Raw genomic sequence first — 20,276 nt, 5'->3', positions numbered from 1 at the left:
GCACCTCTGCGAGCAATGCGAAACGCGTACGCCACACACCCCAGGAGGCCCCTCCGAGTGGATGAACATCCCCATTTGTCCGGTTCCAGGCGTGCTACTTCCGCTACTCCGTTCGGCCGCTCCAGCCCGGTACGAGACGAATCCAGAATTGATCACAGGCGCCCCGAGGAGCGGTACGTGATCTATATCCGGAGGGCCCCTGCATTCCTTCACGGAAAATTTGCGCACCCTGTTATGTGAATGCCGGACGAGTACCGAGCGAAAGTGACTGACGGGTCACTTGTGCGGCGCTGAGACACCCCCTGTGGGAGGGACGCGGGGCCGCTTGGGGAGGGTCGGGTGCGGGCGTGACGGAACGGCTCGGTAACCTGAGCGCGCTGACAGATACTTAGGGCGGCTTTATCAGGGAGTCGCCCTCCCTGCGTTCAAGGAGTTGCCGCCGCCGTGAGCAGCAGCCTTCGACGCGGCGCCCTCGCCGCCTCCGCCATCGTGTTCCCGATCGCCCTGCTCGCCGCCTGCGGCGCCGGCAACAACTCGCAGACCCTGGAGATCAAGCCGGACAACGCGGGGGTGAAGGTCGGCGACATCAAGGTGCAGAACGCGATCGTCGTGACCCAGCCCGACCTCCAGTCCACGGGCCCGGCCGTGGTCGCCGCGACCATCTTCAACAACGGCAGCACCGACCAGACCCTCCAGTCGATCACCGTCGCCGGCCTCAACAAGAGCGCCCAGCTCACCCCGGCCAAGGGCCGGTCGCTGACCATTCCGGCCCACGGCTCGCTGATCCTCGGCGGGAAGAACAACGCCTCCGCCGTGCTGCCCAGCAGCCGCGAGGCGATCCAGGACGGCAACGCCCAGAAGGTCACCTTCACCCTCAGCGAGACCGGTGACGTGAGCCTGCGCGCCTTCGTGGTGCCCGCCGAGCGCTACTTCGCCTCGTGGGGCCCGAGCACGATCCCGTCGCCCTCGGCCACGCTGTCGCCCGCCGCGGGTGCCACCGCGAGCGACAGCGGCAAGCCGTCGAACGACAAGCCCGCCACCGACCCGTCGGCGACGACCGGGGAGACCGCGTCCGGCCACACCACCCCGACGAACTCGGCCTCCGAGTCGGTCACGCCGCCCGGCAACTGAGCGGACGCGCGACTGAGCGGACGCGCGACGAAGCGGACGCGGCGCGGCGAAACGCCGCACGGCGAAGGGCGGCACCACTGTGGGCGCCGCCCTTCGCCGCGTGTGCGTCAGGTGCAACAGGAGCAAGAGGAGCAACAGGTACGGCTCACGCCTCGGCGTGGTTCACCACGGTCCGACGCGGCTCACGGCTCGCACTCCCCGCCTCGCGGTCCACGGTCCACACCTCGCACTCCAGCGCCTCGCGGTCCACACGCCTCGCGGTCCGCACGCCTCGCGCCCCAGCGCCTCGCGGTCTACGGCTCGAACTTGTAGCCCAGGCCGCGGACCGTCACCAGGTAGCGCGGCGCGCCCGGGTCGGGCTCGATCTTGGCGCGCAGCCGCTTGACGTGGACGTCCAGGGTCTTGGTGTCGCCCACGTAGTCGGCGCCCCAGACCCGGTCGATGAGCTGCATCCGGGTCAGCACCCGCCCGGCGTTGCGCAGCAGCATCTCCAGCAGGTCGAACTCCTTGAGCGGCAGGTCGACCTTGGAGCCCGAGACGGTGACCACGTGACGGTCGACGTCCATCCGGACCGGGCCGGCCTCCAGGGCCGCCGGAGTGACCTCCTCCGGCTCACCGCGGCGGCGCAGCACGGCCCGGATCCGGGCGACCAGCTCGCGCGAGGAGAACGGCTTGGTGACGTAGTCATCGGCTCCTATTTCCAGGCCGACCACCTTGTCGATCTCGCTGTCCTTGGCGGTGACCATGATCACCGGGACGTTGGAGCGGCCGCGCAGCTGGCGGCAGACCTCCGTGCCGGGCAGGCCCGGCAGCATCAGGTCGAGGAGGACGAGGTCGGCGCCGTTGCGCTCGAACTCGTCGAGTCCGTCGGGGCCGGTGGCCGCGACGGCGACCTCGAAGCCCTCTTTGCGGAGCATGTACGACAGGGCGTCGGAGAAGGACTCCTCGTCCTCGACGACGAGCACTCGGGTCACGGAAGGACCTCCGGGGCGGAAAGCGTTTCGTACGCGGTCGGGTCGGGGGTTGGTGACTGCCCGTCCTCTTCGTCGAGGTCGGGGTGGAGCTGAGCACGGTCGCGGGCCACGCCCGCCTCCGGCAGCCGCAGGGTGAACGTGGAGCCCTGGCCTTCGGCGCTCCACACCGTGACCTCCCCGCCGTGCGAGGCGACCACGTGCTTGACGATCGCGAGACCCAGGCCGGTGCCACCGGTGGCCCGGGAGCGGGCCGGGTCGACGCGGTAGAAGCGCTCGAAGATGCGCTCCTTGTCCTTGTCGGAGATGCCGATGCCCTGGTCGGTCACGGCGAGTTCGATCATGTCGCCACCCGATCCGCTGATCCGGCGGGCGGCTATGCCGACGCGGGTGCGGGCCGGGGAGTAGTTCACGGCGTTCTCGACCAGGTTGCCGAGGGCGGCGGCGAGCTGCCCGCGGTTTCCCCAGACGTGCAGATCCGCGGTGCCTCCCGCGGCCATGGTGATCTGCTTGGTACCGGCCTGGTGGCGGCAGCGGTCGATGGCCTCGGCGACCAGTTCGTCGACCCGGACCGGTTCGGCGTCCTCCAGCGGGTCGTCGTTCTGCACCCGGGACAGGTCGATCAGCTCCTGGACCAGGTTGGTCAGCCGTGTCGCCTCGATCTGCATGCGGCCGGCGAAGCGCTGCACGGCCTCCGGGTCGTCCGAGGCGTCCATGACGGCCTCCGACAGCAGGGAGAGCGCGCCGACCGGGGTCTTCAGCTCGTGGCTGACGTTGGCGACGAAGTCGCGTCGTACCGCTTCGATGCGGCGGGCCTCGGTGAGGTCCTCGACGAGCAGCAGCACCAGCCGGGACCCGAGCGGCGCCACCCGCGCGGAGACGGCCAGGGCCTCGCCCCGCCCGCTGCCGCGCCGCGGAAGATCCAGTTCGACCTGGCGTATCTCCCCGTCGCGCCGGGTGTCCCGGGCCATCTGGAGCATGGGTTCGATGGCCAGCTTGCCGCCGCGCACCAGGCCCAGGGCGTACGCGGCCGAGCTGGCCTTGACGACTGCGTCCGCCTCGTCGAGGACGACGGCGGAGGATCGGAGCACGGACAGGACGGTGTCCACGCCCGGCGGCAGCACCGGGTCCGTGTGCAGCGAGGTCCGTGTCGGGCGCTTCTGCTCCCGCTCGCTCCAGCGGAACGCCAGCATGGCGATCACGCCGGTGAGCACCCCGGCGATCGCTGCCGCTGCGGCGACCGCCGCGTTCACGTCCATGCACCCAGGTTAGGCATGGGGTACGACATGCCCACAGCCGTCGGAGTGCGACCTCCGACACTCGTCGCTCAGAGTTCACCTTGGAGCCAGTATTGGTTCATTTGGGGTGGAAGAAAGCGACGGGTACGAGCCGGAACGTGGGAGCGTGGGGTTCGGCACCGCTGGTTTCGTGACCGGTTTCCTGACCGGTGCCGTGACCGGTTTCACGACGGGCCCCGGCCCGGACCCCGAAGGACACGTAGGAGAGGGAGCCCCTGATGCGGGACGCGTACCACGAGGAACTTGACTCGATCGTAGACGGACTGGTCGAGATGGCCCGGCTCGTCGGGTCGGCGATCGGGCGCGCCACGACGGCGATCCTCGACTCCGACCTGAAGCTGGCCGAGAACGTGATCGAGGGCGACCAGAAGGTCGACGAGTTGCAGCACGACCTCGAAGCCAAGGCGATAGCGCTGCTGGCCCGGCAGCAGCCGGTGGCCACCGACCTCCGGGTCGTCGTCACCTCGCTGCGCATGTCGGCCGACCTGGAGCGCTCCGGCGACCTGGCCCAGCACGTGGCCAAGCTCACCCGGTTGCGCTTCCCGGAGCGTGCGATCCCGGTGGACCTGCACGCCACGATCCTGGAGATGGGCCAGCTCGCGCAGCGGCTGATGGCGAAGGCGGCCGAGGTCATCGTCACCAAGGACATCGACCTGGCGCTCCAGCTGGAGCAGGACGACGACGAGATGGACCTCCTGCACCGCACCCTCTTCCAGCACCTGATGGACGACCGCTGGAAGCACGGCATAGAGACCGCCGTGGACGTCACCCTGCTGGGCCGCTACTACGAGCGGTACGCCGACCACGCGGTGGCCGTCGCCAAGCGCGTGGTGTTCCTCGTGACGGGCGAGCACGCGGACGAACTTCAGGCGGAGATCCAGCCGGTGACGGGGGTCGAGGGCCCCTGACCTCCCGGGCCGGGCCCGTGCCCGGCGGGGCGCTCGAACGTTTCTGCCCAGGGCACGTGGGCGCCTCCGTGCGCCGTTGATGCGCCCGAGGAAACGGGCATGGAATGGGCAAAGGCACCACGCTCCAGCCGCCAGGCCCCCAGGAGGTACCCATGGCCGAATCGCCCAGCACCACGCCCGACCCCACTCAGGAGCGCGAGACCGACCAGCCCGCCGAGATCCGGAACCTCCCGCTTTTCGGCGCGTGCGGGTGCGGCTCGGGCTGCGGCTGCGGCTGCCAGTCGGGCAGCCCCTGCCAGTGCGGCTGACTACTCCCGCCGCCACGCCCGGCCGGCCGTACTGGCCGCGCACCGGTCGTCGTCGGCACGAAGGGCCCCGGTGAGACACCTCACCGGGGCCCTTTCGCGACACCTCACCGGGCCCTTCAGCACGGCGGGACCCGCCCACCGCCACCCACCGCCCGCTTCCCGCTTCCCGCTTCCCACCGCCGCGCCCCGCCTTCCGCACGGCGAGGTCCCGTACAGCGAGGTCCCGCCCGGCGAGCTTCCTGTTCGCACTGGTGCCGATCCTCCGCTCCGCACTGGTGCCGATCCTCCGCGAACTTCGCTTGCGAACTTCGCTGACCCGGCCGCGTACGAGATGTCCGCACCGCGCGTACGAGATGTCCGCACCGCGCGACATGATCCGTCGGTGCGGTAACAGGTGTAACGAGAGTGTCTTAACGCTCCTCGCCTCCAAACTCACCCGACCATCGCGGCATCAGAACGGTCAGCAAGCCCGGTAGCCGGGAGCAGGAAGCTTTCAGAGGAGATAACCATGCGTGGTCGGAAGATCTCGGTGCTCGCCCTTGCCGCCGTCGCCGCCAGCCTGTCGCTCACGGCATGCAACGGCAGCGGTGTCGCCGCCTCGTCGTCCACCACCAGTTCGTCCGTCTCCACGAGTACCGCGCAGCCCGGTACGTCCGCCGACAAGACCGGCCAGGGCTCCACCACCAAGTCGTCGGGCGCTTCGGACGAGTCCGGGAAGAAGTGCACGGACCAGATCAACTACGCGGGCGACTCCCGGTCCAACGCCGAAATCAACTCCATCGGCGCGGACACCGGCACCTGCCCGGCACCCCAGACGGACAGCGCACCGGACACGAACAGCACGCCGGGAACGGACAGCACTCCGGAGGGCGAGCCCGCGAAGTGCACCAACCAGCTCGACTACGCCGATGACCCCCGGTCGAACGCCGAGATCAACTCCATCGGCTACGACACCGGCAATTGCCCGGCGCCGGAATCGGCGGACGGCACGCCGACCGGCAGCCCCCAGCCCCAGAAGTGCACCAACCAGATCGACTACTCCGGAGACCCCCGGTCGAACGCCGAGATCAACTCCATCGGCTACGACACCGGCACCTGCCCGCCGGTCCAGAAGGGCTGAACGGACCGTTCCCGGTTCGCTCCCGGCCCGGTACGAACACCGCGCCCAGCACGACCTGAAGCCCCCCTCCGGCGGAGCATCCGCATCCGCAGGCGGGGGGCTTGGTCGTGCTGGGGGCCACTTCCAGGGTGTCGGTCCGCTCCCGCGGCCCGCGCCGGCCTCTGACAGTGGGCTGCGAGAGCCTCCAGGTGCATGAAAATGCCTCCCATCCGCGCCGTATGCGCAGGTGGGAGGCATGATCAGGAAAGCTACTTCTTCTTGCCCTGATTCTTGACCGCCTCGATGGCCGCTGCCGCCGCGTCCGGGTCGAGGTAGGTGCCGCCCGGGGTGAGGGGCTTGAAGTCGGCGTCGAGTTCGTAGGCCAGGGGGATGCCCGTGGGGATGTTCAGGCCCGCGATGTCGGCGTCCGAGATGCCGTCGAGGTGCTTGACCAGGGCGCGCAGGCTGTTGCCGTGGGCGGCGACCAGGACCGTGCGGCCGGCCAGCAGGTCGGGGACGATGCCGTCGTACCAGTAGGGGAGCATGCGGACGACGACGTCCTTCAGGCACTCCGTGCGCGGGCGCAGCTCCGGCGGGATGGAGGCGTAGCGGGGGTCGTCCGACTGGGAGAACTCGGTGCCGTCCGCCAGCGGGGGCGGCGGGGTGTCGTACGAGCGGCGCCACAGCATGAACTGCTCCTCGCCGAACTCGGCGAGGGTGGCGGCCTTGTCCTTGCCCTGGAGGGCGCCGTAGTGGCGCTCGTTCAGGCGCCAGGAGCGGTGGACCGGGATCCAGTGGCGGTCGGCGGCCTCCAGCGCGAGCTGCGCGGTGCGGATCGCGCGCTTCTGGAGGGAGGTGTGGACCACGTCGGGGAGGAGGTCGGCGTCCTTCAGCAGTTCGCCGCCGCGGACCGCCTCCTTCTCGCCCTTCTCGTTCAGGTTGACGTCCACCCAGCCGGTGAACAGGTTCTTCGCGTTCCACTCGCTCTCGCCGTGACGGAGCAGGATCAGCTTGTACGGTGCGTCGGCCATGCCCCAGAGCGTAATCGACGCATTCGAACGGCCGCTGAAGCGCCCGGAGGCCGGACGGTTGGCGGCGTCTGTTAATCGAGTGGCCGTCGCCGGATGCCACCGCGTAAGTTGTGCGCAGCACTTGGGGTACTTACATGAGGTACCGGCATCCGGGGGGGTCCGTCCATGTCCAAAGCGTCCGTGGCGTCCGTGGCGTCCTTCAGACGTGCCGCCCGGGAGTCCGTCTCCGGGCTGCCCCCCGCCTTCTGGTGGCTGTGGACCAGCACCCTCGTCAACCGGCTCGGCAGCTTCGTCGCCACGTACATGGCGCTCTACCTGACCGTGAACCAGGGGCACAGCGCGGCCTACGCGGGACTCGTCGCCTCGCTGCACGGGCTGGGCGGAGTCGTCTCCGCGCTCGGCGGGGGCGTGCTGGCCGACCGGCTGGGGCGGCGGCCGACGCTGCTGATCGCCCAGTCGGCCACCGCCGCCTCGGTGGCGCTGCTCGGGTTCATGCACCATCCCGTCGCCATCGCCGCCGTAGCGTTCCTCGTCGGCATGGCCGCCACCGCCTCGCGGCCCGCGGTGCAGGCGATGATGGCCGACATCGTCCGGCCCGAGGACCGGGTGCGCGCGTTCTCGCTGAACTACTGGGCGATCAACCTCGGCTTCGCCGTCTCCTCCGTGGCGGCGGGCTTCATCGCCGAGGTCAGCTATCTGGCCGGCTTCCTGATCGAGGCCGGGATGACGGCCGTCTGCGCGGTCGTCATCTTCGTCAAGCTGCCCGAGTCGCGGCCGGACCGGGCCGCGGGCGGCAAGGACGCCGCGCCGGCCGCCGGGGACGGCGCGAGCCTGCGGAGCGTGCTGCGCGACGGGCGGTTCATGGCCGTGGTCGGGCTGTCCTTCCTCGTCGCGGTCGTCTTCCAGCAGGGCTCGGTCGGGCTGCCGGTGGCGATGGGCTCCGCCGGGTTCTCGCCCGCCGACTACGGCCTGGCGATCGCCGTCAACGGCGTGCTGATCGTCGTGCTGCAGATCCCCGTGACCCGGTTCATCGAGCACCGGGACCCGCGCCGGCTCCTGCTGGTCTCCTCGCTGGTCGCCGGGTACGGCTTCGGGCTCACCGCGTTCGCCGGTTCGGTCGGCGTGTTCGCGCTCACCGTGTGCGTGTGGACGCTCGCCGAGATCGTGAACGCGCCCACCCAGACGGGGCTGGTGGTGCGGCTCTCGCCGGTGCACGGGCGCGGGCGCTACCAGGGCATGTACACCCTGTCCTGGTCCGTCGCCGCGCTGGTCGCCCCCTTGATGTCCGGTCTGGTCATCGACCGCTTCGGCGCCCGGTGGCTGTGGGCGATGTGCGCCGTCGTGGGCACGGTGGCGGCGCTCGGGTACTGGCTGCTGATGCGGCGGCTGCCCGCCGAGCGGCCCGCGCCGTCCGCGCCCGCGCCCGCCGGCCAGGAGCCCGGGGTCCGCGCGGCCTGACCGAGGCGGCTACGGGCCCGGCACGGCTCACGGGTGCATGTGCGCGCCCTTGAGGGTCTTGTCGACCGCGGCCCGCGGCCCGTACACGGCGAGGCCCACGAGGTCCAGTTCCGCCGTGGGCACCGCCCGGACGGCCGCCCGGTTGTCGCGGTCGTTGCCCGTGGTGAACAGGTCGGAGGTGAACACGGACCGGGGCAGCGCCCGGGTCAGGGCCCGGGTGTGGGCGGTGGTCAGGGTCTCCTTGGTGGCCTCGAAGACCAGGACCGGCTGGCGGAACATCGGCAGATAGGGGACGCCGTCCGCGTCCTCGTAGGGCTCCCCGATCACCTCGGGCAACTGCGTGCCCAGGCCGCTGACCAGGAACGCGGTGACGTTCAGCCGCTGCCAGGGCGCCAGGTCCGCGCGGAGCAGTACGGCGATCTTCGTGTCGAAGCGGACGGGTTCCCGGCCCGGTGCGATCGGTGCCATCGGTGCCATCGGTGCGATCCGTGAACTCTGTGTGTTCTGCGTGCTCGGGGTGCTCGGCGTGCTCGGGGTGCTCGGCGTGCTCATGCACTGAGACTGCCGGGCGCCCCCTGACCCCGTCTTGTACGTTCTTTGCATGGCCGCGCGCGAGGAGGTCCCGGACATCTCCGCCTGGCGCCCGCGGGTCCCGGGCGTCGTGGAGGTCTTCCACGCCCGTTTCACCGAGTACGCGTATCCGATGCACGTCCACCAGGCGTGGACGCTGCTGATCGTCGACGACGGGGCGGTCCGCTACGACCTGGACCGGCACGAGCACGGCACCCCGCACGACACGGTCTCGCTGCTGCCGCCGCACGTCCCGCACAACGGCTCCCCCGCCACCCCGCACGGCTTCCGCAAGCGCGTCCTCTACCTCGACGCCTCCCGGCTCGGCGACGATCTGATCGGTCCCGCGGTCGACGGCCCCGATCTGCGCGATCCGCTGCTGCGGCGGCGCGTCGGACAGGTGCACGGCGCGCTCACGCACCCGGGCGACGAGTTGGAGGCGGAGAGCAGGCTGACGTTCGTCGAGGAACGGCTGCGGACGCATCTCAGGCCCCGGACCGGGGCCGCGCCGGACCGGCGCGATCCCGCGCTGGCCCGGTCCCTGCGGGAACTGCTCGACGAACGGATCGCGCACGGCATCGGCCTCGACGAGGCGGCACGGCTGCTGTACGCCCATCCCACCCATCTGGTGCGGGCGTTCAGCGCCGCCTACGGCATCGCGCCGCACCAGTACCTGATGTCCCGCCGCGTCGAGCGCGCCCGCCGCCTGCTGCTGGACGGACGGGCGGCGGGCGAGGTGGCGGCGACGACCGGCTTCTACGACCAGGCGCATCTCACCCGGCACTTCAAGCGACTGGTGGGCGTGACCCCGGGGCGCTACCGGCTGAGCGCGCGCTGAGCGTCGTACTGAAGGGCGTCATGGAGGTGAATGACGTTCATGGATGCGCTGGCGGGGTGCTGGAGCCCCCGGACGGGGCGGGGGCAGCGAGGTCAGTCCGTCGGGCGCTGGGTGAGATGGCTGAACGCGTCCAGGTTCCGGGTCGATTCGCCGCGTGACACCCGCCAGGCGTACTCCTTGCGGATCGCCGAGGCGAAACCGAGCTCCAGGAGGGTGTTGAAACCGCCGTCCGCGGCCTCCAGTACCTGGCCGAGCAGACGGTCCGTCTCCTCGGCGGTGACGGAGGGCAGCGGCAGCCGGGCGGTGACGTAGATGTCGCCGAGCGGGTCGACGGCGTAACTCACGCCGTACAGCTTGAGGTTGCGCTCCAGGAGCCAGCGGTGGACGGCCGCCTCGTTCTCGTCGGGGTGGCGGATCACGAACGCGTTGAGCGAGAGGGAGTGGCGGCCCACGATCAGGGAGACCGTCGTCGAGAGCTTGCGGGTGCCGGGCAACCGGACCACGTAACCGCCGGGCTCCGGGCTCTCCCACTCCAGGCCCGCGTCCTTGAGCGCACCCTCGATGGCCTGCGCCGCGCGCTGCTGCCGCTGTGGAGCCTCACCCATGGGGGGAGCGTACGCGACGGCGGTGGGCCTGGGTCGCGGCCGTGTACACGTCGGCGGTGGCGGCGGCGGCCGTGTCCCAGCCGAAGGACTGCGCGTGCCGGGCCGCCGCCGCGCCCATCCGGGCCGACAGCTCCGGGTTCTCGGCGAAGCGGCGCAGCACGCGCGCGTAGTCGGCCGGGTCGTGGCCGGAGACCAGGAAGCCGGTCTCGCCGTCGCGCACCGCCACCGGGAGCCCGCCGACCGCGGCCGCGAGCACGGGCGTACCGGCCGCCTGCGCCTCTATCGCCACCAGGCCGAAGGACTCGCTGTAGGACGGCATGACCAGCACGGAGGCGGCCCGGAACCAGTCCGCCAGCCGGTCCTGGCGCACCGGCGGGCAGAACCGTACGACATCGGCGACGCCGAGCCGCGCGGCCAGCTTCTGCAACCCCTCGGGCTTGGAGAGGCCGCTGCCGCTGGGGCCGCCGACCACCGGTACGACGATCCGCGAGCGCAGCCGGGGACACTCGTCGAGCAGGACGGCCACCGCGCGCAGCAGCACGTCGGGTGCCTTCAGGGGCTGTATGCGGCCCGCGAACAGCGGGACCAGGGCGTCCTGCGGCAGGCCCAGCCGGGCGCGGGCGGCGGCCCGGCCGTCGGCCGGCAGGAAACGCTCCAGGTTCACGCCCGGATGGACCACGGCGACCTTCGCCGGATCGGCGGTGTAGTGCCGCACCAGTTCGCCCGCCTCCTCGGCGGTGTTGGCGATCAGCCGGTCGGCGGCGGCCACGATCTGGGTCTCGCCGATGACGCGGGCGGCGGGTTCGGGGGTGTCGCCCGTGGCCAGGCTGGCGTTCTTGACCTTGGCCATGGTGTGCATGGCGTGCACGAGGGGCACGCCCCAGCGCTGGGCGGCCAGCCAGCCGACCTGGCCGGAGAGCCAGTAGTGCGAGTGGACCAGGTCGTAGAACCCGGGCCGCTGCCCCGCCCACGCCTGCATCACCCCGTGCGTGAAGGCACACAGCTGGGCCGGCAGGTCCTCCTTGGCGAGCCCCTCGTAGGGGCCCGCGTCGATGTGCCGGACGAGCACGCCCGGGGCGAGCTGGACCGTCGGCGGCAGGCCGCCCGCGGTGGCGCGGGTGAATATCTCGACCTCGATGTTGATCGCGGCGAGACGCTGGGCCAGCTCCACGATGTAGACGTTCATGCCGCCCGCGTCGCCGGTGCCGGGCTGGTGGAGCGGGGAGGTGTGCACGGAGAGCATGGCGACCCGACGGGGCCTGCGGTGCAGTCTCAGGAGCGGGGACGCGGCCGGTGAGCGCCGCCCGAGCCTGCCGACGTACTGGCTCACGTGGCGATCCTCCTCGTGGCGGGCATGCGCATCGCAGGGCGCGGTCCGCCCTCCAAGCGAGTCCAACAGCCGAGGGGACGCCTCCATTTCCCGATCATGCCGCTTTACCGAATCATTGCCGAAGATCGCTCAACCGTTCGATAGCGGAGTGCGTGGGGCGCGGGGCGGCACGGAGGCGCACCGGGCCCGCCCGCGCGAGGCGACACCGAGGTCCACCGGGCCCGCACGCACGCGGGGCTCCACCAGCGTGCCGGGGGCCGCGCCGGCATGCCGGCGGCTCGTGCCGGCGCGGCCGGGCCCGTGCCGGCGTTCCGGGGGCCCGCGCCGGCCCGCATACCCTCGTACGCATGACGACCCGCGCAGCCGCCCTCCCCCACGCTCGGCTCCGCTCGGGCGGGGGCACCCCCATCGTGGGAACGGTGACGCGCGGGACCACCAATCCCAACCGGCTGCGGCGCATGGACCGCTGGATCGCCGCCACGCACGGCGCCGAACTGCGGCGCGCGGCCGACCCGGTGGCCGTCGACCTCGGCTACGGGGCCGCGCCCTGGACCGCCGTCGAACTGCTCGGCCGGCTGCGCGCCGCCGCGCCCCGCGCGCACGTGGTCGGCGTCGAGATCGAACCGGCCCGGGTCGCCGCGGCCAAGCCGTACGAGCGGGACGGGCTGCGGTTCCGGCACGGCGGCTTCGAGGTCCCCGTGCCCCGGCGCCCGCACCTCATCCGCGCCGCCAACGTGCTGCGCCAGTACGACGAGGCCGAGGTCGCCGAGGTCTGGACGCGGCTGTGCGCACGACTCGCCCCGGCGGACGGCGGCTCCCGCGGCGGGCTGCTCGTCGAGGGCACCTGCGACGAGATCGGGCGCCGCCACGTGTGGGTGGCGCTCGGCCCCGAGGGCCCGCGGACGGTCACCTTCGCGACCCGGCTCGGCTCCCTGCACCGCCCGTCCGACCTCGCCGAACGCCTCCCGAAGGCGCTCATCCACCGCAATGTGCCCGGCGAACCGGTGCACGCCTTCCTGCGCGACTTCGACCGCGCCTGGGCCGCCGCCGCGCCGTTCGCCTCCTACGGCGCCCGGCAGCGCTGGATCCGAGCGGTACGGGACCTGACGGCCGACTGGCCGGTGACGGACTCGGCGGCGCGCTGGCGACAGGGGGAAGTGACGGTGGCGTGGCGGGCGTTGGCGCCGCGGCGCTGAGCGTCGGTCCGGCCCGTCCGCCCCGTCCGCCCCGTCCGGCTCGTCCGCCCCGTCCGGCTCGTCCGGCTCGTCCGGCTCGTCCGGCTCGTCCGGCTCGTCCGTCGGCCGCGAGGAACGATCTACGCGAGTTGTTCGTCACAAAGGCGGGGAGATCGTTGCGACCGGGCGGGAAAGAGGGGGAGGGCCCGCCAAGTACCACCTCTGTCGCTTTACGCCACAACATGGCACGATCCCCCGAGCGCACACGTTACTGACGGTGAATCAGTTGGGGGGACGGGGTATGAGGACAGGCAAGCGCGGCCTGGTCACAGCGGCAGTGACCGTCGTCTGCGCGGTGACCGTGCTGGCAGCGCCCGGGACGGCGTTCGCGCGCCCCGCTCCGACGCCACCCACCACGACACCCCCTGCGACACCCCCTGCGAGATCCCCCGCCCCGCCGCCCGGCAAGGACCTGGAAGCCGTCCGCAACGAACTCGACAGGCTCTACCACGACGCGGCCGTCGCCACCGACGCCTACAACGCGGCGGAGGAGAAGGCGAAGCAGCAGTCCGCCGAGATCGTCGAGTTGGCCCGGCGGATCGTCAAGGGGCAGCGCGAGCTGGACGACTTGAAGAACCGCGCGGGCGCCGCGGCCCGCGAGCAGTACCGCACCGGAGGGCTGCCGCCCGAGGCCCAACTGATGCTGAGCGACGACCCGGGGCAGTTCCTGACCGGCGCGGGACGGGTGCTCCAGGGCCAGCGCGCGACCAAGAACCTGATGGGTGAAATGACCCGCACCCAGCAGGACTTGGAGCAGTACGCGCGCGACGCCTCCGCCCAGTGGCAGAAGTTGGAGGACGGCCGCAAGGCGAGGGCCGCCGCACAGAAGAAGATCAAGCAGCGGATCGCGGCCGCCGAGAAGCTGGAGTCACAGCTGGCGAAGAAGGAGAAGGAGCGGCTGGCCAAACTGGAGCAGGAGGCGGCGTACAAGGCGCAGACCGCCTGGCTCGACACCGGGATCCTCAAGGAGATCGGCGGCAAGGCGTCCACCAAGGGCAAGGAGGCCGTCGCGTTCGCCACGGCCCAGATCGGCAAGCCGTACGTGTGGGGCGCGGAGGGTCCGGGCACGTTCGACTGCTCGGGCCTGACCTCCCAGGCGTGGGCGACGGCCGGCCGGCCCATCCCGCGCACCTCGCAGGAGCAGTGGAAACAGCTCAAGCACGTGGACGCCCAGGACATGCGCCCCGGCGACCTGATCATCTACTTCGACGACGCCAGCCACGTCGGGATTTACGCGGGCGACGGCGCGATCATCCACGCCCCCCGCCCCGGCCGGACGGTGACGATCGCGGGGGCGGGCTCGATGCCGATCCTCGGCGTGGTGCGGCCGGACGCATGAGCGTGGGCATGACCGCGAGCGTGAGGACGAGTGCGAACGCAAGCACGAGCGTGTGCGTAACCACGAGCGTGAGCGTAACCACGAGCGTGAGTGCGGGTGCGGGTGCGGGTGCGGGTGCGACGGGGAACGCGTGTGTGAGCACGGGGACATCCCGAATACCTGGCTGCACCAATCGGGATATTACGCAACTCGTTTCACAAGTCACTCCGAAGAATCGTAGGAAGTGACACACGGCGTGAAACAGGTCATGCCGCAGGTCATGGCACAGGTCATGTGATTCAGGGCACGCCCGGCTCGGCCAAACTCCGGCGGGACGTGAGTTTCGTCATTCCGGCCGTACCGCCGTTGATCCCAACTGCGGTACGGCAAGCGGCATATGACAGTGGCCTGAGGCGAAGCGACGTGGCTCACACCATTCCGTTGTGGCGGCCGGTACCGCTATGGTCCCCGTCGGGTGGGTCGAGGTCCCTCGCCCCGCAATGCCCTCGGGGGGAGGGAAGGAACCCAACACGATGCCCGTACCCGTACCGCGGCAGCGAGCCATACCGGCCGTGGAGAGTGGTCAGGCGCAGGCCGCGCCGGCAGTCGGCGGCCACCCCACGGAAGAGGCCAAACAAACGGAAGCGGCCACTCCGAAGGAAACCGGCACCCAGGCCACGGCCGGCCCCTCTCTCACCCTGCTGCTGATCGAGGACGATCCGGCCGGCTCACCGATCGTGCCCGAACTGCTGGACCCGGCGGGCAAGCCGATCCGCGTCCGCACCGCCCGCAACCTCACCGAGGCCGGACGGCTGCTCACCGACGACGTCCAGTGCATCCTGCTGGACCTCGCGCTTCCGGCCCCCGGCCGGTCCAGCGACGGCGACGACGAGCTGGCCGTGCTCAAGCACGTCCTCGAACTGGCCCCCCGGCACGCCGTCCTCGCGCTGACCGCGTCCGGCGACGCCGAGCGCGGCGCCGAAGCGGTGCGCGTGGGCGCACAGGACTACCTCTTCCGGGACGAACTGGACGGGCGTCTGCTGAGCCGGGCCATCCGGTACGCGGTGGAGCGCAAGCGCTCCGAGTCGGCCGAGCGGCGGCTGGCCGAGGGCCGCGTACGCGCCCAGGAGAACCGCCGTCTGGAGCGCGGGCTGCTGCCGACGCCGCTGCTGGAGGGTTCGTCGCTGCGTTTCGCCGCCCGTTACCGGCCCGGCCGCTCGCGCGCGCTGCTCGGCGGTGACTTCTACGACACCGTGCGCACGCCCGACGGCACCGTGCACGCCATGATCGGCGACGTCTGCGGGCACGGCCCCGACGAGGCCGCGCTCGGCGTGGAGCTGCGGATCGCCTGGCGGGCGCTGACGCTGGCGGGCCTGTGCGGCGACGAGCTGCTCGGCACGCTCCAGGAGGTGCTGGAGCACGAACGCGCGGACGAGGAGATCTTCGCGACCCTCTGCACGGTGGACATCTCCCCCGACGGCCGCTGGGCGGGCCTGTGCCTGGCCGGCCACCCGGCCCCGCTGCTCGCCCGCCCGGACTGCCCGGCCCAGCTGCTCCCGTACGACGAGAACGGCCCGGCGCTCGGCCTGCTCCCCAGCGCCCGCTGGCCGCGGATGCAGGTCGAGCTGGGCGCCGAGTGGAGCCTGATGCTCTACACCGACGGCCTGATCGAGGGCCGCGTCGGCAAGGGCGGGGAGCGTCTGGGCGAGGACGGGATGGTGAAGATGGTCCGCCGCCAGTTCGCCGAGGGGCTGCGCGGCGAGGAACTGCTGCGGGCCGCGGTGCACGAGGTCCGCAAACTCAACGGAGGGGAACTGACGGACGACGTCGCGGTGGTCCTGCTGGACCGGGTTCCCTAGCACGACCGGCCCGGACGTCGCCGGACGCCCAAGGGATCAGCTTCCCGTCACCCGCGAAACCCCCTCGGCCCTCCGGCCGCCTGCCCTCGGCGCGCCACCAGCTACGGCAACCCCTCGCCGCCCCGGCCCTCAGCGCTCCGCACCCGCGCCCCGGCGGCTCCCGGCTGCTCCCGGCTGGCTACGACTCTCCGTCGGCCGCGAGCAGCCCGCATCCCGCGCCGCCGTACCCGTACGAAGCCCGGCCGCAACCCGCGCCCCAGCGGCGCGGCAGAGCCCACCGGCACAGGCACAGCCCAACAACACCGCCCGGCCCACCGGCCGTCCGGCCCACCGGCCCTGTCCGACCCACCGACCTTGGCCGAACCACCGACCTTGGCCGACTCACCGACCTTGACTGACCGGCTCAGCCGCCGTGTCCGGCGCAGCCGCCTCGTCCGGCTCAGCGGCCGCCGTTGTACGGCCCGTACGGCCCGTCGCTGCTGCTTCCGCCGCGGCGGCGGCCCCAGCCGCTGCCTCCGCCCGAGACCTGCTTGAGCGCGGGACGCACGTCCACGATGTAGACGATGCTCGCGACCACGCCCACGATCGGCAGGATCGAGAGAATCGAGAACAGATAACTCACCACCAGCGCGATGGCCAGGATGATCAGCCAGAAGACCTTGTTCTGCTTGTCGGCCGCGCGGAAGGCGTCCTCGCGGCGGAACGCCGCATCGAACAGCCCGAACGCGGCGAGGGCCATCAGGACGATCTTCAGCAGTCCCAGAAACCCCGCGAAGCCCAGCATCAGCATGTCGCCACCGCCCGTCCTCTCCCGTCTGCTACGCGGCAACCGTACCCGTACAACGGGCCGGACACCCCAAGGGTGCCCGGCCCGAGCGGGGAACGCCCCTTACTTGGCCGGGGGCGTCGACTTCTTGACGGCAGTCTTACGGGCGGCCGGTGCCTTCTTCGGCGCCGCGGGCTTCTTGGCCGGCGCGGGCACGGTCCGGGCCTCGTTCGGCTTCGGCTCCGTCCTGACCAGCTTCGGCTCGGTCCCGACCGGCTTCGGCTCCGTCCCGACCGGCTTCGGCTCCGTCCCGACCGACTTCGGCTCCGTCCTGACCGACTTCGGCTCGGTCCGCAACGGCTTCGGCTCGGCGCGTACCGGCTTCGGCTCCGTCCTGACCGGCTTCGGCTGTGCCTTGACCACGACCGGCTGCGCCTTCGGCTCGACGGCGACGGCCAGGTCCTCGATCTCCTCGGCGGCCTCGCCGCGCCAGGTCCGCACGGCCTGCTCACCGTGCTCGGCGACCTTCTCGTAGGTCTCCCGGGCCTTGACGGCGTACTCGGCGGCGACACCGACGCTGCGCAGGGCCAGGTCCTGGGCGGACTCACCGAGCTTCTTCAGGTCGGAGTCGATCGTGGTGCCGAGCTTCTTCAGGTCGCCGTCGAGGGCGTCGAAGAAGTCGTTGACCTTGGTCTGGAAGCTCTCCTGCGCCTCCTTGGCCTTGCTCTGCAAGGTCTCCTGCGCCTCCTTGGCCCGCGCGGCGGCCCTCTCCTGCACGGCCTTCGGGTCGGTGTTGCGCACGGCGTCGAAACGGGCCGGAGCCTCCGCGCGCAGCTGATCCACCAGACCGGGCACCTTCTTGGCCTGCTGAAGGGCCAGGTCGGCGGTGCCGGCGGCGAAGTAGAGCGGGGTCGGGTCACTGAGGGTCTTGCGCAGATCGTCGGTGATGGCCATGGTGAGGGTTCTCCCGGATTCACATTCGGCTGAGTGTTGTGTTGTCCCGCGGTGGGGCGGCCGGTGCCCTGGTCCGGCTCAGCCGGCCGTCCGCCGCGGGTCGGCGTCACTGCCGTCGTCCGTACGGGGGTCACGCACGGCCTTGTCGTCCTGCTCGTGCCGTCCGTCGCGCCCGGCGGCGTCCGCCTGCGCGTCCACCGCACCCTGACCGGCGTCCTCGCCGCCACCGGCTCCGCCGCCGTCGCCCCGGAAGCCGTTCTCCTTGCGGAAGGACTCGTAGATCTGCAGCAGCACCTGCTTCTGCCGTTCGTCGAGGGTGGGATCGGCGAGGATGACGGCCCGCGTCTCGACCTCGTCCCGGTCCCGTTCGGCGTCGAGGATTCCGGCGCGGACGTACAGCGTCTCCGCGGAGATCCGCAGGGCCTTGGCGACCTGCTGCAACACCTCCGCGCTCGGCTTGCGCAGCCCGCGCTCGATCTGGCTCAGGTACGGATTGGACACGCCGGCGGCATCGGCGAGCTGCCTGAGCGAGAGCCGCGCGTTACGACGCTGCTCGCGCAGGTACTCACCGAGATTGCCGACGTTGAGCGATGCCATGCCTCCACCTTGCCCCACCCCCGCTAACAATTGCAAGCACCCGCTTGCAAAAGTGTGTCAGTCGGCGTGTCCACCCGCTCGTGGTCACCGAGGCCGGTAGGAGGTGGCCAGCACGGAGACGGTGACCTGGTCGGGCAGGGGACCGTGACCGCTCAGGTCCGCTTGGGTCAGGTGGCGCGCGCTCGGTGTCATCCCCACCAGGTCGATGGCTTCTTGCCTGGTCAGGGGCGCGGTGTAGGCGACGTGCCGGGTACCGGCGGCCTCGAAGTAGGGGTCCAGCGCCTGGTGCAGGCGCCGTTCCTTGTCCGGGTCGATCGTGACCATCGCGGGAACCCGGCCCCGCAGCTCGGCCAGGTGCCGCTCGACGGGGCGCACCACGATCAACCGGCCGGTCGGACGGAGCACTCGGTGGAACTCGGCCGGGTTGCGCGGGGCGAACACGTCCAGCAGGACGTCGACCGCCTGGTCGACCAAGGGGAAGGAGCGGAAGACGTCCCAGCTCGCCGCGGCGGCTCGCGGATGGGCTCGGGCCGCCAGGCGCAGGGCGCGCGCCGACGTGTCCAGCCCCAGGCCGCGGGCGCCGGGCAGTTGATCGAGCACGCCGGCCAGGTAGTGGCCGGTGCCGCACCCGATGTCCACGACCGTCGTCCCCCGACCGCGACCCCGACCCCGACCCCGACCGCGGCCGCGACCGGGACCTCGATCTCGGTCGCGGTCTCGGTCTCGGTCTCGGTCTCGACCAGGTATGGCATCGGCTGTCAGACGGGTCAGGGCCTGGCGGACGGGGGCGTACCTGCCGGTGGACAGGAAACGGTTGCGGGCCTGCACCATGGCCGCGTCGTCACCGCTGGTGGCACGGATGCCCGTCAGGAGGCTGACGTAGCCCTGACGTGCGATGTCGAAGGTGTGGCCGGCCGGGCAGCGCAGTGCGCCACGGCCGGGTCGGAGACGGGCGCGGCACACCGGGCAGCACAGCAGGTCGAGGAAGGGTTCGAGGGCAGGGGGAAGCAACACGGGCACGAGGCACTCCTGGCAACGGTGAGGGAAGGGACCGTGCCCGTACGCGTTCGCAGATGCCGCCGTCCCCAGAAGAAGAGGCCCGGCGTCCCGCCGCCTCGGTGCGGGCGGCGCAAGGAAGACGGATCACGTAGCAGGCACACCGAGGAGGGCGACGCCCTACGGCATCGCCCTCAACGCCTCGTGATCAAAGAGCCTGGATGTGCTGGGTCCACATGCCTCCACCTTACGAGCCCTGCCGAACGCCCCTCGCCCCGCCTCAGCGGTTCGGCCCGCGCGTCGCTCGTACCGGATTTCCGCGGCGCCCGTCCCGGCGGCCCGCACAGCGGTAGCGTCGGATCCCATGATCGTATGGCTCAACGGCACGCACGGAGCGGGCAAGACCACGACCAGTCCGCTCGTGCAGCAGCTGATCCCGGACTCCCGGGTGTTCGACGCCGAGAAGGTCGGCGAGACGCTCATGGACATCAAGCCGGGGCTGCCCTGGACGGGCAACTTCCAGGACTGGCCGCCGTGGCGGCCGCTCGTGGTCGAGACCGCCCGGCACATCCTCGACTACACCGGCGGCACTCTGGTGGTGCCCATGACCGTCCTGGTCGAGCGGTACTGGCGCGAGATCAGCGCGGGCCTGGCCGACCACGCCATCCCGGTACGGCACTTCGTCCTCCACGCCGACCAGGACACCCTGCGCGGGCGCATCGACGGGGACACCGTTGTCGGCCCCTCCGCGTTCCGTCACCAATACCTTGAGCCCTACGCCGAGGCGGCCCGCACATGGCTGCACGACGAGGCCGAGGTCGTCGACACCACGCACCTCACGCCCGCCCAGGCCGCCCAGCAGATCGCGGAGGCCGTCAAGGGCTGACCGAGGTCAAGGCGCGACCGGGGTCCAGCCGCTCACGCGAAGCGGACGCGGAGCGCGGCGGAGATCGGCCGAGCGCGTTCGCGGGCGGCTCCGTGACCCGGGTGCCGCCCGCGATCCG

At 71.6% G+C, this 20,276-nt stretch carries 20 protein-coding genes; 10 read left to right on the top strand and 10 right to left on the bottom strand.

The features are described from left to right. The first annotated feature begins 444 nt into the window (after nt 1–444). Nucleotides 445–1,131, top strand: coding sequence for a DUF461 domain-containing protein (locus tag ACFC09_RS30500; RefSeq protein WP_376533565.1), 687 nt, complete (start codon nt 445–447; stop codon nt 1,129–1,131). A gap of 293 nt (nt 1,132–1,424) precedes the next feature. Here the strand turns inward: ACFC09_RS30500 and ACFC09_RS30495 are convergent, their stop codons facing one another. Both ACFC09_RS30495 and ACFC09_RS30490 read right to left on the bottom strand, forming a co-directional pair. Next, on the bottom strand, nt 1,425–2,105 hold the full coding sequence (locus ACFC09_RS30495) for a response regulator transcription factor (RefSeq protein WP_010358452.1): 681 nt from the start codon (nt 2,103–2,105) through the stop codon (nt 1,425–1,427). Further along, nucleotides 2,102–3,361, bottom strand: coding sequence for a sensor histidine kinase (locus ACFC09_RS30490; protein WP_376533564.1), 1,260 nt, complete (start codon nt 3,359–3,361; stop codon nt 2,102–2,104). Before ACFC09_RS30490 ends, ACFC09_RS30495 begins: the two co-directional genes overlap by 4 nt. Nucleotides 3,362–3,618: 257 nt before the next feature. On the opposite strand from ACFC09_RS30490, the gene phoU reads away from it, so the two are divergent. The 3 genes from phoU (at nt 3,619) to ACFC09_RS30475 (ending at nt 5,736) form a co-directional block, all read left to right on the top strand. Further along, nucleotides 3,619–4,308, top strand: coding sequence for a phosphate signaling complex protein PhoU (phoU, locus tag ACFC09_RS30485; protein WP_376533563.1), 690 nt, complete (start codon nt 3,619–3,621; stop codon nt 4,306–4,308). 152 nt (nt 4,309–4,460) lie between these two features. Continuing rightward, a complete protein-coding gene (locus ACFC09_RS30480) occupies nt 4,461–4,616 on the top strand; it encodes a hypothetical protein (protein WP_376533562.1) in 156 nt (51 codons plus the stop codon). 508 nt (nt 4,617–5,124) lie between these two features. Then, nucleotides 5,125–5,736 (top strand): hypothetical protein, encoded by a 612-nt coding sequence (locus ACFC09_RS30475; protein WP_376533561.1) that lies wholly within the window; start codon nt 5,125–5,127, stop codon nt 5,734–5,736. Nucleotides 5,737–5,984: 248 nt separating this feature from the next. Here the strand turns inward: ACFC09_RS30475 and ACFC09_RS30470 are convergent, their stop codons facing one another. Further along, nucleotides 5,985–6,746, bottom strand: a complete 762-nt coding sequence (locus ACFC09_RS30470; protein ID WP_376533560.1) for a phosphoglyceromutase — start codon at nt 6,744–6,746, stop codon at nt 5,985–5,987. 165 nt (nt 6,747–6,911) lie between these two features. On the opposite strand from ACFC09_RS30470, the gene ACFC09_RS30465 reads away from it, so the two are divergent. Beyond that, a complete protein-coding gene (locus ACFC09_RS30465) occupies nt 6,912–8,204 on the top strand; it encodes an MDR family MFS transporter (protein WP_376533559.1) in 1,293 nt (430 codons plus the stop codon). Nucleotides 8,205–8,231: 27 nt separating this feature from the next. Here ACFC09_RS30465 and ACFC09_RS30460 read toward each other — a convergent pair whose 3' ends face one another. Beyond that, nucleotides 8,232–8,681, bottom strand: a complete 450-nt coding sequence (locus ACFC09_RS30460) for a DUF2000 family protein (RefSeq protein WP_376533576.1) — start codon at nt 8,679–8,681, stop codon at nt 8,232–8,234. A 124-nt stretch (nt 8,682–8,805) separates the two neighbouring features. Here ACFC09_RS30460 and ACFC09_RS30455 point away from each other — a divergent pair, with 124 nt between their 5' ends. Next, nucleotides 8,806–9,612: an AraC family transcriptional regulator gene (locus tag ACFC09_RS30455; RefSeq protein WP_376533558.1), complete on the top strand. Its 807-nt coding sequence runs from the start codon at nt 8,806–8,808 to the stop codon at nt 9,610–9,612. A gap of 92 nt (nt 9,613–9,704) precedes the next feature. On the opposite strand, the gene ACFC09_RS30450 is transcribed toward ACFC09_RS30455, so the two are convergent. After that, nucleotides 9,705–10,217 (bottom strand): YbjN domain-containing protein, encoded by a 513-nt coding sequence (locus ACFC09_RS30450; RefSeq protein WP_376533557.1) that lies wholly within the window; start codon nt 10,215–10,217, stop codon nt 9,705–9,707. Beyond that, on the bottom strand, nt 10,210–11,547 hold the full coding sequence (mshA, locus tag ACFC09_RS30445; protein WP_376533556.1) for a D-inositol-3-phosphate glycosyltransferase: 1,338 nt from the start codon (nt 11,545–11,547) through the stop codon (nt 10,210–10,212). Before mshA ends, ACFC09_RS30450 begins: the two co-directional genes overlap by 8 nt. A gap of 347 nt (nt 11,548–11,894) precedes the next feature. On the opposite strand from mshA, the gene ACFC09_RS30440 reads away from it, so the two are divergent. The 3 genes from ACFC09_RS30440 (at nt 11,895) to ACFC09_RS30430 (ending at nt 15,959) form a co-directional block, all read left to right on the top strand. Continuing rightward, nucleotides 11,895–12,743, top strand: coding sequence for a class I SAM-dependent methyltransferase (locus tag ACFC09_RS30440; protein WP_376533555.1), 849 nt, complete (start codon nt 11,895–11,897; stop codon nt 12,741–12,743). A 280-nt stretch (nt 12,744–13,023) separates the two neighbouring features. Beyond that, entirely contained in the window at nt 13,024–14,121 is a 1,098-nt protein-coding gene (locus tag ACFC09_RS30435; protein WP_376533554.1) for an NlpC/P60 family protein, read from the top strand. Nucleotides 14,122–14,633: 512 nt separating this feature from the next. Next, on the top strand, nt 14,634–15,959 hold the full coding sequence (locus ACFC09_RS30430) for a PP2C family protein-serine/threonine phosphatase (protein ID WP_376533553.1): 1,326 nt from the start codon (nt 14,634–14,636) through the stop codon (nt 15,957–15,959). Between the two features lie 439 nt (nt 15,960–16,398). On the opposite strand, the gene ACFC09_RS30425 is transcribed toward ACFC09_RS30430, so the two are convergent. The 4 genes from ACFC09_RS30425 to ACFC09_RS30410 form a co-directional block, all read right to left on the bottom strand. After that, nucleotides 16,399–16,749 (bottom strand): DUF2516 family protein, encoded by a 351-nt coding sequence (locus ACFC09_RS30425; protein WP_376533552.1) that lies wholly within the window; start codon nt 16,747–16,749, stop codon nt 16,399–16,401. Between the two features lie 99 nt (nt 16,750–16,848). After that, complete coding sequence (locus ACFC09_RS30420; RefSeq protein ID WP_376533551.1) at nt 16,849–17,679, bottom strand: hypothetical protein; 831 nt, start codon at nt 17,677–17,679, stop codon at nt 16,849–16,851. A 78-nt stretch (nt 17,680–17,757) separates the two neighbouring features. Beyond that, nucleotides 17,758–18,276: a helix-turn-helix domain-containing protein gene (locus tag ACFC09_RS30415; protein WP_376533550.1), complete on the bottom strand. Its 519-nt coding sequence runs from the start codon at nt 18,274–18,276 to the stop codon at nt 17,758–17,760. 84 nt (nt 18,277–18,360) lie between these two features. Beyond that, nucleotides 18,361–19,296 carry a putative RNA methyltransferase gene (locus ACFC09_RS30410; protein ID WP_376533549.1) on the bottom strand — a complete coding sequence of 312 codons (936 nt, stop codon included), beginning with the start codon at nt 19,294–19,296 and terminating at the stop codon, nt 18,361–18,363. A 340-nt stretch (nt 19,297–19,636) separates the two neighbouring features. On the opposite strand from ACFC09_RS30410, the gene ACFC09_RS30405 reads away from it, so the two are divergent. Continuing rightward, on the top strand, nt 19,637–20,158 hold the full coding sequence (locus ACFC09_RS30405) for an ATP-binding protein (protein ID WP_376533548.1): 522 nt from the start codon (nt 19,637–19,639) through the stop codon (nt 20,156–20,158). Nucleotides 20,159–20,276: the final 118 nt, after the last annotated feature.

The organism is Streptomyces sp. NPDC056161, assembly GCF_042268025.1.
GTDB lineage: Bacteria > Actinomycetota > Actinomycetes > Streptomycetales > Streptomycetaceae > Streptomyces.
The sequence above is the reverse complement of the archived record's forward strand: the minus strand, read 5'-3'. Positions and strand labels throughout refer to the sequence as shown.